The organism is Chryseobacterium carnipullorum, assembly GCF_900142785.1.
GTDB lineage: Bacteria > Bacteroidota > Bacteroidia > Flavobacteriales > Weeksellaceae > Chryseobacterium > Chryseobacterium carnipullorum.
Genome location: NZ_FRCD01000001.1, coordinates 341,565 through 353,955, shown reverse-complemented (window position 1 = coordinate 353,955; position 12,391 = coordinate 341,565). Strand labels below are relative to the sequence as shown.

Genomic DNA, 12,391 nt, shown 5'->3' with positions numbered 1-12,391 from the left:
AAAATTCTTCACTCTCTCAAATTTAGCTAATAAATTATAATTTTCATGCCAACAGACTATTAAAATTTCAACATATTTTGATAGTAATTATCGAAGAAAAAAGTTTTAAACTCATGAATTTTTTTTTAAATGAAACTCAACTTTATATTCTTAAAAACCTAATTCTTAATCACTAAAATTTACTATTTCTTTCAACAAAAAACTCCGCAAATTACTGCGGAGCTTATATGATTTGTATCTGATTTTAAATTACTTCTATCTGGTTTCTTAACAGGTCTTCAAATTCGTCTCTTTTACGGATCAGGTGTGCTTTTCCGTCTAAGAATAATACTTCAGCAGGTTTTAATCTTGAATTGAAGTTGGAACTCATTTCAAAACCGTACGCTCCGGCATTGTGAAAGGCAAGAATATCTCCTTCTCTGACTTCATTCAGTTTTCTGTCCCAAGCAAAAGTATCGGTTTCACAGATGTTTCCTACTACCGTATAGATTCTTTCCGCTCCCTTAGGATTAGAAAGGTTTTCGATCTTATGGTAAGAGTCATAGAACATCGGGCGGATCAGGTGATTAAATCCTGAATTTACGCCTACAAAAACAGTCGCCGTCGTCTGTTTGATCACATTAGCCTTCACCAAAAGATAGCCGCTTTTTCCTACTAAGAATTTTCCCGGTTCAAACCATAATTCGAACTTTCTTCCGGTAGATTTTGTGAACTGAGACAATACGTTTTCTACTTTTTTCCCCAATGTTTTCACGTCGGTTTCTTCTTCACTGTCCTGATAAGGAATTTTGAACCCGCTTCCCATATCCAGGTATTTAAGATTCGGGAAATGCTCGGAAAGTTCCAGCATGATATCCAGCGCCTGCAGAAAAACGTCCGGATCTTTAATCTCACTTCCGGTGTGCATGTGAAGACCTTCCACATTAAGGTTGGTACTTTTCATCACTCTTTCGATATGACGAACCTGATGAATGGAAATACCGAATTTACTATCGATATGCCCTGTTGAGATTTTATAGTTTCCTCCTGCAAAAATATGTGGATTAATTCTTACCAGGATCGGATACGTACTTCCGTATTTATTCCCGAACTGCTCAAGAATAGAAATATTATCTATGTTAATATGAACTCCGAAAGTCATTGCTTCTTCTATTTCAGCCAGATCAACACAATTGGGCGTAAACAATATTTTTTCTTTCGGAAATCCTACTTTTAGTCCAAGTTTCACTTCATTAATAGAAACACAATCCAAAGAAGCACCCAAGTTCTTGACATACTTCAGAATGTTGATGTTTGTCAACGCCTTTGCCGCATAGAAAAACTTTGTGTGTTTTAAAAAAGAAGATGTAAGTTTCTCGTATTGAACTTTGATGGATTCAGCATCGTAAACATACACCGGGGTGCCAAACTCAGTGGCAATCTTTAATAATTCTTTTGAATTCATAATTTCATTTTAACATAAAAAAAGGCAGATTCTTAGATAAAGAGTCTGCCACATTAATTATTTTTATGCAAGACAACTCTTTTAAATATTCCAAACCTTAGAAAACTTTACAGTTCCCTTTTTTCCGGTTTTAATTTGTTTAAAATTTTGCATTGCTTCTATTTATTTTTTACAAAAATACTATTTATTTTTTATTTTAAGAAAATTCATTTGAAAGCATCTTCTTTTGCTAAAAACTCCTAAAGTCTGAAATTCTTTATTACTTCGGTAATGGTAAGGTCTCAAAATCACCCCGAAGCAATGCCAGCTGCAGATCATTATGTAAGTCTGTAGAGGGCAAAGGAAGATCAATCTTCAGTTTTGAGATCTTGCTCATGGTCTGAATCTGGGTAAACAGGTCATAAAAACCGTAAGACATTATCTTTCCATTTTCAATGATCATGAACATCTTTTCACCCAACTTTCTCCCCTGACCAAGCCAGAGTTCATTTCTTTTTCTGAAATCTATTTTTTTAATGAGTACATTGATATCATTGAACTCTTCCTGAAGTCCAATAAACTGAACGGCTTTTGTTCCCTGGGTAAACGATCTGAATTTAAGGATGGGTTTTTCAGTTTTATTCAGTTTATTTTTTTCAACGATGTATTTATTGTTTCTAAAATAAAGTCCGAACGGAAATACTTCCTTTTTTTTGATGTTTTTAGAATTCAGGATGAGCTTGGCAATAATATCTGTTCCTGTAAGTTCATAATTGATCTGCTCAACCTCCTGCTGAACCTGCTCCCATTTTTTAGATTTGGAATTAAAGACCTTCTTTGAGAATTTATTGATATCCGGAACATAGTCTGATAAAATAATTTTTCCGGCTTCATTCTGAAAATAAACAAACCCTTTTTCATTCGGTAAATCCTGAGTCAGGATCTTGATTTTATTGATATAGGTTTTCGAATTGGTTTCGTCATGTTGCTTCTGGATGATCTCATTTTCAGTATCTTTTGAAATCAAAAGTTTGAACAGTTCCAGCGTGGCTCTTGCATCCCCGTCGGCTCTGTGATGATTTGTCAACGGAATCCCTAGAGATTTCACCAATTTTCCGAGTGAATAGCTTACTTCATCCGGAATCATCTTTTTCGCTAAAGGAATGGTATCTAAAGTATTGATCTGAAATTCATATCCCAATCTTTTGAAAGACTGGCGGAGCATTCTGTAATCAAAATCAATATTGTGACCTACAAGCGTGGTATTCCGGGTAATTTCAATGACTCTTTTTGCTATTTCATGAAATTTTGGTGCTGTTTTAACCATTTTGGGCGTTATATTGGTCAGTTTCTGCACAAAAGGGGTAATATCGCTTTCAGGATTGACAAGAGAAATAAACTGGTCAGTAATTTTCTGACCATCATACCTGTAGATGGCTATATCTATAATGCATTCATTTCTATAACCTGCACCATTACTTTCTATATCTATGATCGAATACATTGAATTTTTAATTATACTGCTATTTTTTTTAATTAATATTTTATAATTCCCGTCGTTATCAGACAGGAGCTTAACATTATGAGGCTTAGTACATAACCCATGCCATACGTCCATAACGGCTGCAATTGCGCCTGTTGCCAATCTTTAGTGTTGGAAAGAAACACCGCAAAAAAGACATACAGACTACTGAAAGAAATTATTCCGCCCAATAACTGATAAAGCCATTTTTTATTTACCAATAAAGGCAATGCGGCTAAAATAACAAAAAATATATCAAAAAAAGTAAAACGCGTATTGATACTGTCCATGACCAGATTCTAAACAGCCAGTCGAATACAATAAAAAGCTGATACTCTTTTCATAGCAGATGATTTTTTCGAAGAATTAATTTTAAAATTCTATCTCTTTCTTCCCCCCAGTCCAAACATTCCAAGAAGCGCTTTTGCTCCTTCCCGCATCAAGGTGCTGGTAAAAGTTCTTCCCGCTTTGCTTTGAAGGACCTGCTCAAACATTCCGGGTTCTTCTTTTACCGGTTTTGTTTTTTGGGTGGGTGCAGAATTTTGGGCGGCCTGCTCCATTCTGTTTGTTAATATTTCATACGCAGACTCTTTGTCAACAGGTTGTTCGTATTTGGCTACTAACGCAGATTTTCCCGTCAGTTCTGAAATTTCTGCATCACTCAAAACATCCATTCTTGATTCAGGAGAGATCAGATAGGTATGAACAAGTGGTGTAGGAATTCCTTTTTCATCCAAAGCAGTAATAAAGGCTTCTCCAATTCCAAGATTCTGGATCAGGCTGGAGGCATTATAAAATTCTGTTGTGGGGTAATTTTCAACAGCTTTGGTAATCTCTTTTTTATCTTTTGCCGTAAAACCTCTCAATGCATGCTGAATCTTCAGCCCTAACTGTGACAGCACATTCTCAGGAACATCACCCGGAATCTGTGTAATAAAATAGATCCCGACTCCTTTTGAACGGATCAGTTTGACCATTGTTTCAATTTGGGAAAGCAATGCCTTGGAAGCTTCATCAAAAATTAAGTGAGCCTCGTCTATAAACAGAACCAGTTTAGGTTTCCCACTATCTCCTTCTTCAGGAAAAGTCATATAAATTTCTGCAAACAGAGAAAGCATAAATGTTGAAAAGAGTTGTGGTTTGCTTTGTATTTCGGCAACTCTTAAGATATTGACCACTCCTTTTCCATCTCTGGTTTCCAAAAGATCATGAACGTCAAAACTTAATTCTCCAAAAAAGTCAGAGGCACCCTGCTGTTCCAGTGCCACGATAGATCTTAGGATTGCCCCTAATGAAGCGGAAGCAATAGATCCATAATTGGCTGCCAGTTCAGCTTTCCCCTGAGCATTGTCCGTCACATACTGCAGAACTTTCTTTAAGTCACTGAGATCAATTAATGGAAGGCCTTTATCATCACTGTATTTAAAAACAATAGACATAATACTCTGTTGGGTATCATTCAGCTCCAGGATCTTGCTTAACAAAACCGGACCGAATTCTGTCACAGTCGCCCGTAGTTTTACCCCTTTTCCACCGGAAATGCTCATCAGCTCTACCGGAAATGCCTGCGGATTATACGGAAGTTGTGTTTTGGCATATCTTTCTTCAATCACAGGATTCATCTGGCCGGCTTCAGCTATTCCTGAAAAGTCACCTTTAATATCCAAAACTAAAGATGGAATTCCTGCATGAGAAAGCTGCTCTGCAAATACCTGAAGTGTTTTTGTTTTTCCCGTTCCTGTGGCCCCTGCAATAAGACCATGACGGTTGATTGTTTTCAAAGGAATAGTTACATTGACTTCCGGTACTACTTCACCGTCCAGCATTCCCTTTCCCAGTATAATGTGTTCTCCTTTTGGAGTATATCTTGTGTTCAGTTCTTCAATAAATTGTGTTTTGTCTGCCATCTGATCTTTTTTAACCTATAAATATAAAAGTTTTTGTAAAATATCTGACCATTAAAGTGATATTCCGGAATAATCTTAGTGAATACACTTTAAAAATCCATGAATGCCCTTTTCTTCAAATTCAAAACAATGAGAGAAGGGAACAATGCAAAGAATGGCCCTACACAATTATTTTCATTTTTTGCACATGATAAAAAACATTGCATTAAATCACTTTTTCACGACATCCCCTTTCCATTTGAAAACAAAGGATTTTAAGGCTTTCACCCCCTCGAATATTGAAAGAAACTATCGCACGGATTTAACATTTCATTTACATTTCATCTAATACTTCGTATCTTTATCTAAAATTTAAAAAAGACCCAATGAAAATTGAACAAATATATACGGGCTGTCTGGCTCAGGGTGCCTATTATATTGTATCAGAAAATGAAGCTGCCATTATTGATCCTTTGAGAGAGGTAAAACCTTATCAGGATCGTCTAGAAAAAGACAATGTTACTTTAAAATATATTTTTGAGACTCATTTCCATGCTGATTTTGTTTCAGGACATTTGGATTTAAGTCAAAAAACCGGGGCTCCCATTGTTTACGGACCTACTGCTCAGCCTGCATTTGATGCAATCATTGCTGAAGATAATCAGATCTTTGAGATCGGAAAAATAAAAATAAAAGCACTTCATACTCCGGGACATACGATGGAGAGTACCACCTATCTGCTCATCGATGAAAACGGTGTTGAAACGGCTATTTTTACAGGCGACACTCTGTTTCTGGGTGACGTCGGAAGGCCTGACCTGGCACAGAAAGCAACCAATCTTACGCAGGAAGATCTTGCCGGAATTCTGTATGACAGTCTTCAGACAAAAATTATCCCTCTGGACGACAGTATTACCGTTTATCCTGCTCACGGTGCAGGTTCAGCATGTGGAAAAAATATGCAGAAAGAAACAGTCGACATTCTGGGAAATCAGAAAAAGACCAATTATGCGCTTAACCAGCCTGATAAAGAATCATTCATCAGAGAAGTTCTGGACGGTCTTACTGCTCCACCGAAATATTTCGGAATGAATGTAGCCATGAACAAAGGCGGATATGAAAGCCTGGATGTGGTAATGAACAAAGGCCTAAGTCCGATTGCTGCTGAAGATTTTGAGGCTTTTGCAGAAGATACGGGTGCTTTAATTTTAGATACAAGAAGCCCCGCAGAGTTTCATAAAGGATTTATTCCTAATTCAGTTAATATCGGTTTAAAAGGAGATTTTGCGCCATGGGTCGGAAATATGATTGTAGATGTAAAACATCCTATTTTACTTGTAACTGATACAGGAAGTGAAGAAGAAGTCATTACCCGATTAAGCAGAGTTGGTTTTGACAATGTTTTAGGATATCTCGACGGCAGTTTCAGTGCATGGAAAGATGCAGGAAAAGAAACTGACGAAATCAAAAGAATATCTCCCGCTGAATTCGCTGAACAGTTTACAGAAAACGCTAAAGTAATCGATGTCAGAAAACTAAGCGAATATTCTGCGGAACACGTTGACAATGCATTCAATAAGCCTTTGGATACCATCAGTGACTGGGTAAAAACCATAGATGACTCGGAACACTTCTTCCTTCATTGTGCAGGTGGATACAGAAGCATGATTGCAGCAAGCATCCTTAATGCACACGGAATCAGAAACTTTACTGAAATAGAAGGAGGTTTCAACGGGATTAAAAAGACGGAAAAACTACCAACTACAGATTTTGTATGCCAGTCAAAGACTTTGTAATATCATGACAGTAAAGATTTCCGGATTCCTTTTAGCTGCAATTTTAGTGGTAACCTCTTGTAAAACAGCGGGTACGGGAATAGCCCCAATAGCAGATATCAGAGAAGTGGTCAACAGTTCAGATGCCACCTTAGTGGATGTAAGAATTCCGGAACAGTATGAAGCAGGAACCGCAAAGAACGCTATCAACATCCCATTAGCTGAACTACAGAATACTATAGATTCGCTGAAAGACAAAAAAGTTGTTGTGTTCTGTAATAAAGGAATACAGGCCGATCAGGCAATGGAAATCCTGAAGAAAAACGGCATAGAGGCTTATGACGGGACCAGCTGGAAAAATGTAAAAGCAATACAGGATGAGAAATCATCCGGAAAGTAAAAATAATTAAGCCATTAAGATTGATCAAGGAGAATCTTAATGGTTTCAATAAAAACTAGAACTATGTCACAAAAATTTCAGGAAATCATCAATTCGGAAAGACCTGTACTTATTGACTTTTTTGCTACCTGGTGTCAGCCATGTAAAGTACAATCCTCTGTTTTAAATACGGTAAAGGAAAATATCGGCGAAGGAGCCAGAATTATCAAAGTAGATGTAGACCAATATCCCGCGTTGGCGGCACAATATGGAGTTCGGGGAGTTCCAACATTGGCGGTGTTCAAAAACGGTGAACTCTTATGGAAAGAAAGCGGTGTTCATGATGTGAATACACTCACGGAACTGCTTAAACAATATTCTTAAAAATTCAGGCTAAGGCTGAAATTGAGAAAAGAAGATATTCTGCTTTAGTCTCAAATTCAGCCTTTTCCTATAAATCTATTGTAAACTTATCTCTGTCATTAAGAAACTGAAAGTGCTGTCTGAAGTCTTTCAATTCATCTATATTGAGTTCTGCAGAGATGATATTTCCGTTTTTTTGGGAAATCTCAGTTCCGTCTGCGAAAAAGCAGTGTGAACTTTCCTGATAAAAAAGATTATTTCCGTCCGTCCCAATCCTGTTTAAACCAAAAACAAAAGACAGGTTTTCAATGGCTCTGGCTTTTAAAAGATGTTCCCATGCTCCGACTCTCTTCTCAGGCCAGTTGGCGATGTATAAAACAGCATCATAATCATCATTATTTCTTGCAAATACCGGAAAACGAAGATCGTAGCATACCTGAAGTAAAATCCGGAATCCTTTATAATTCACAATGACCCTTTTATGTCCCGGGCTATACACTTGATCTTCTCCTGAAAAAGAAAAAAGGTGTCTTTTATCGTAGAAAAAACTTTCGGAGTCAGGCTGCACAAAATACATTCTGTTATAAAAATGACCACCCATTTCTACCGGAGCACTTCCACAAAAGGCTGCATTTTTTTCTTTTGCCATCTTTTTCAAAAACTCCAGAGATTCTTCATGCCTGTCTGAAACTTCATCTGCATCCATACAGAAACCTGTAGAAAACATTTCTGGAAGGAGAAAAATATCTGCTTCCAGATCTTTCAACTCACCCTCGATTATTTGAAAATTTTTCTTTTTGTCTTTCCAGACAATATCTAAATTTAATCCTATAATTTTCATATTATTTATATTTCAAATGGCATAAAAATTGCTTTATATCACAAAAAGGGGATTAATAATAGCCTTATTCCGATCCAAAAAACATTCAGAATAGGGGATACAATTCATTTACCAATTAGTTGAATAATCCAAAAGCAAATTACTAAAGAATTTTTACAAATTTATCAGTAAACAAATATATTACACAACAAATGATGATTAAACACAAACACATGAAAAAATTTATTCTAGTACTTATGGCATTCTTTTTTGTACACTGCACAAACACAACAGACAACATTGAAGAAGAAGTTCATTTATTGCAATCAAAAACAGCCGCGCCACAGTACGATATTTTTTTAATCGCCGGACAATCCAATACCCATTATGGAATAGGTTACGATCCAATGATAGATACCATAGATCCCGATATTTTCCAAGTAGGGAGGCATGGTACATTCAATAATAAAGTTATTGTCGCCAGTGAAGCTTTACATCATTGGACCTCCAACAACAGTAAGATAGGTTTCGGATTAACTTTCGCAAAAAAATATAAACAATATTTGCTAAAACCCGATCGTAAAATATTGCTCGTTCCCTGCGGCTATGGAGGTACCACCATACAGCAATGGTCTAAAAACACCCCCCTGTATAACGATGCAGTAAAGAGAACTTTAACCGCACTCAATAATAATCCCGGGAGTTCTTTAAAAGGTATATTATGGCATCAGGGAGAATTTAATGTAAATACCACAAATTATACTACATTACTGGACAAATTTATTGGAGATCTACGAAAGGATTTAAATGATCCTAATCTTCCAATTGTATTGGGGGGAATGGTTCCGTTCTGGGTGAACCGACATCCTTCAAGAATAGCACAGCAGGAAAAGATTAAAACGACCCCAAACAGAGTTAACAATTCAGCATATGCAGACCCTACATTTCCTTTTGAAATATCTAAGCTGAATAAATTCCTATGATCATATACACTTTGATGCAAAAGGGCAAAGAGAGCTGGGGTTAAGATATTTTGAGAAATATAATACGCTTGTCCACTAGCAAAATACCCATTGATTTTCTGTAAATTTTATATTTTCTGAAATATTCGGTTTCATTTTTGATAATGATACCTCTTATCGTTATCATTAAAAATTTAAAGTTTATGAAGAAGTTAATTTTTACATTCATGGTTATTTTTTGTGGAGCTACCGCCAATGCGCAGGCTTATACAGGAAAAGGTGATCAGAAAATTCAGCTTGGATTGAGTGCATGGGGTTATGGAACGGGAGTTACAGGAACTTATGACTATGGACTAAACAAGCTTGTATCTGTTGGAGCAGGGCTTAATGCTTACTTTGGTGATTATAAAGATAATGACAAAGACAACCGTGTTTTTGTATTCGGAAGGGTGAATTTCCACCTTCAGGAAGCTCTTGACCTACCCGCTAAATGGGATATTTACCCAGGAGTTGACGTGGGAGTACTAGGGAAAGATTTTGGGATTGGAGCCCACATCGGAGCGCGTTACTTTTTCACGGAGAAAGTGGGTGTTTTTGCAGAAGTAGGCAATAACGGCAGTATAGGTGTTTCTTTCAATCTGTAATATCAGCTTAATATATGACAAAGCTTCTCATTTAGGGAGGCTTTTTTATTTGGCATAGTTTTGATAATTGTTACCTTTGCAAATTAAATCTAAAAATTATTAATGGAATTAGCAATCAAGATTTTCCAGTTCATACTAAGTATTTCTATTTTAGTGGTTCTTCATGAGCTTGGACACTTTTTACCGGCAAAATGGTTTAAGACCAGAGCTGAGAAATTCTTCCTGTTTTTCGATCCTTGGTTTTCTCTCTTTTCAATGAAGAAGATCAACGGAAAATGGCAGTATAAATTTATTTCGAAAAACCTTCCGGACACAGAAACCATTGTAGTAGATGGTAAAGAGAAAGAAGTCCCTATCGATATATCAAAACTTTCAGACAACGACTGGAGAAAACATCCTGAGCAGACGAAATACGGAATCGGATGGCTTCCTTTTGGTGGCTATGTGAAAATTGCAGGGATGATTGACGAAAGCATGGACACCGAGCAGATGAAAAAACCTGCTGAGCCATGGGAATTCAGATCGAAACCGGCATGGCAGAGACTAATCATCATGCTTGGAGGGGTTACAGTAAACTTTTTCCTTGCCTGGATTATTTTCGGAAGTCTTTCTTATTTCAACGGAGAAACCTCTTTTGATACCACGAAGGTAGATACGCCGATGCATTATACCAATATTGCCAAAGCAATGGGCTTTGAAGACGGTGATAAAATCTTAAAAGTAGATGGAAAGGTCCAGAACAATCTGGATAAACTGTCTTTGGATATTTTATTAAGTGATCAGGTAACTGTTCTAAGAAATGGTAAGGAAGTTACTTTCAACACGAATGATGACGGAAAAGCACTGGCTTTCAAAGATGAGAATCCAAGAGCATTCCTTACGCCAAGATCTTTACCTATTATTGATTCCATCGTGAATCCTAAAGCAGCTGAAGCAGGTTTAAAAATAGGAGATCAGATCGTTTCTGTAAATGGCCAGAAAATCAATTATTATGACGAACTGCAAGGTGTTGTTGTAAAGAATTCAGGAAAAGCAATTAATACGGAAGTATTAAGAGCCGGGGCAGTTCATCCTTTAACCCTTCAGGTTTCCAAAGAAGGCACACTAGGCATTATGTCTTATAAGCAAATGCAAAAGTTCGCCAGCACACAACATTTCACATTTATAGAATCTATCGGAAGAGGCTTTACCAGAAGCATTGAAAGTTTGACGTATCAGGTGAAGCAGTTTAAACTGGTATTCAACAAGAAAGTTCAGGGATACAAAAAAGTGGGTGGTCCTTTGGCGATCATCAAGAATATGCCTGTAGAGAAGTCGAAAGACGGAGGTGTATCTATCAACTGGAGTATGTTCTGGAGTTTTACAGCAATGTTCTCGGTATGGTTGGCATTCCTGAATCTTATTCCAATTCCTGGATTAGATGGCGGACACGTTTTGTTTACATTATGGGAAGTAGTTACAGGCAAACCTGTACCTCAGAAAGTATTGGAAAACGCACAGATGATTGGGGTTATCTTCCTGCTAGGATTGATGTTACTGATCTTCGGAAGTGATATCTTTAAAGCACTTACCGGCAGTTTATAATTTTTTTGAAATTTTTTCTAAAAAATATTTGTAAGGTATAAATATTCGTCCTATATTTGCACCACTTAAAACAAAGGACATTCCTCCTTAGCTCAGTTGGTTAGAGCATCTGACTGTTAATCAGAGGGTCGCTGGTTCGAGCCCAGCAGGAGGAGCCCAAAAAAAGACTTACAGAAATGTAGGTCTTTTTTATTTTGCTTACCCTATCCTGGAAAACCAAAACAGGCCAGGGATTTTTCATGAGAGCCGAAAGTTTTTTCAACTTCGCCACGTATATTGATGAAGTCGCCAAAGAAGACAGAAGGGCTCTTGACGCGTACGGAGGCAAATCCCTGCATCAACAGTCGCATGGCGAAGCTTTCCTTTCATTATTCCATAATCACTTCCAGAAGGGCCTCTATATCCTTGATGAGCCAGAATCTGCCCTTTCACCACAAAGACAACTTTCATTATTATCCGTCATTCACAAATTAGAAAAAGCAGGAAAGGCTCAATTCATCATTTCCAGCCATTCTCCGATTCTGATGAGCTATCCCGGCGCCGAAATTTATTTATTGGATGATCCAATTCAACGAACTCATTACAAAGAGACAGAGCATTATGAGCTGACCAAGAATTTTTTAGAATCTCCGGAACTCTATTTTCGTCATTTATTTGAGGATTATTAGAGTTAAACAAAAAAAAGATTGAAATATTTCTTCCTGAAATTCAACATTTTTGCTCAAAATCCGCCGTTTATTAAGGATAAAATTTGCCTGATATTAATATTCCTTTTATATTTGCAGCACCTTAAACAGAGGAAAATTCCTCCTTAGCTCAGTTGGTTAGAGCATCTGACTGTTAATCAGAGGGTCGCTGGTTCGAGCCCAGCAGGAGGAGCCAAAAAGACTTACAGAAATGTAGGTCTTTTTTTTGTATCCGGACCTCAGATAATAGGAGGTATTTGAACCATCAATATCAGCAAGTCTTCATTATCTAATTAATCTATTTTACTTAAATTCCGATCAACTTACTTTTCCACATCCCATAATTT

11 protein-coding genes and 2 tRNA genes are annotated in these 12,391 nt (G+C 37.1%); 9 read left to right on the top strand and 4 right to left on the bottom strand.

Translation table 11 applies throughout. The features are described 5' to 3' along the window. Positions 1–244: 244 nt before the first annotated feature. The 3 genes from lysA to BUC06_RS01620 form a co-directional block, all read right to left on the bottom strand. Entirely contained in the window at positions 245–1,444 is a 1,200-nt protein-coding gene (gene lysA / locus BUC06_RS01635) for a diaminopimelate decarboxylase (RefSeq protein WP_181876124.1), read from the bottom strand. A 259-nt stretch (positions 1,445–1,703) separates the two neighbouring features. After that, complete coding sequence (locus tag BUC06_RS01630; protein ID WP_073328814.1) at positions 1,704–2,927, bottom strand: 3'-5' exonuclease; 1,224 nt, start codon at positions 2,925–2,927, stop codon at positions 1,704–1,706. A 398-nt stretch (positions 2,928–3,325) separates the two neighbouring features. Continuing rightward, a complete protein-coding gene (locus tag BUC06_RS01620) occupies positions 3,326–4,852 on the bottom strand; it encodes a helicase HerA-like domain-containing protein (protein ID WP_073328808.1) in 1,527 nt (508 codons plus the stop codon). 365 nt (positions 4,853–5,217) lie between these two features. Here BUC06_RS01620 and BUC06_RS01615 point away from each other — a divergent pair, with 365 nt between their 5' ends. The 3 genes from BUC06_RS01615 to BUC06_RS01605 all read left to right on the top strand — a co-directional run bounded on the left by BUC06_RS01615 (position 5,218) and on the right by BUC06_RS01605 (position 7,369). Next, positions 5,218–6,627: an MBL fold metallo-hydrolase gene (locus BUC06_RS01615; RefSeq protein ID WP_073328806.1), complete on the top strand. Its 1,410-nt coding sequence runs from the start codon at positions 5,218–5,220 to the stop codon at positions 6,625–6,627. A gap of 4 nt (positions 6,628–6,631) precedes the next feature. Next, positions 6,632–7,006 carry a rhodanese-like domain-containing protein gene (locus BUC06_RS01610; RefSeq protein ID WP_073328803.1) on the top strand — a complete coding sequence of 125 codons (375 nt, stop codon included), beginning with the start codon at positions 6,632–6,634 and terminating at the stop codon, positions 7,004–7,006. A gap of 63 nt (positions 7,007–7,069) precedes the next feature. After that, the gene (locus tag BUC06_RS01605) at positions 7,070–7,369 is read left to right on the top strand and encodes a thioredoxin family protein (protein WP_034701246.1); all 300 of its coding nucleotides are present in this window, start codon (positions 7,070–7,072) and stop codon (positions 7,367–7,369) included. A 67-nt stretch (positions 7,370–7,436) separates the two neighbouring features. Here BUC06_RS01605 and BUC06_RS01600 read toward each other — a convergent pair whose 3' ends face one another. Next, on the bottom strand, positions 7,437–8,189 hold the full coding sequence (locus BUC06_RS01600) for a nitrilase-related carbon-nitrogen hydrolase (RefSeq protein WP_073328800.1): 753 nt from the start codon (positions 8,187–8,189) through the stop codon (positions 7,437–7,439). 212 nt (positions 8,190–8,401) lie between these two features. On the opposite strand from BUC06_RS01600, the gene BUC06_RS01595 reads away from it, so the two are divergent. The 6 genes from BUC06_RS01595 (at position 8,402) to BUC06_RS01570 (ending at position 12,240) form a co-directional block, all read left to right on the top strand. Further along, positions 8,402–9,151 (top strand): sialate O-acetylesterase, encoded by a 750-nt coding sequence (locus BUC06_RS01595; protein WP_167367392.1) that lies wholly within the window; start codon positions 8,402–8,404, stop codon positions 9,149–9,151. Positions 9,152–9,333: 182 nt separating this feature from the next. Next, positions 9,334–9,774, top strand: coding sequence for a DUF6646 family protein (locus tag BUC06_RS01590; RefSeq protein WP_073329120.1), 441 nt, complete (start codon positions 9,334–9,336; stop codon positions 9,772–9,774). A 102-nt stretch (positions 9,775–9,876) separates the two neighbouring features. Further along, complete coding sequence (gene rseP / locus BUC06_RS01585; RefSeq protein ID WP_073328795.1) at positions 9,877–11,358, top strand: RIP metalloprotease RseP; 1,482 nt, start codon at positions 9,877–9,879, stop codon at positions 11,356–11,358. Between the two features lie 81 nt (positions 11,359–11,439). Then, a tRNA-Asn gene (locus BUC06_RS01580) sits at positions 11,440–11,513 on the top strand. A 39-nt stretch (positions 11,514–11,552) separates the two neighbouring features. Further along, a complete protein-coding gene (locus BUC06_RS01575) occupies positions 11,553–12,026 on the top strand; it encodes an AAA family ATPase (RefSeq protein WP_073328792.1) in 474 nt (157 codons plus the stop codon). A 137-nt stretch (positions 12,027–12,163) separates the two neighbouring features. Beyond that, positions 12,164–12,240: transfer RNA gene (locus tag BUC06_RS01570), tRNA-Asn, on the top strand. The last annotated feature ends 151 nt before the right edge of the window (positions 12,241–12,391 follow it).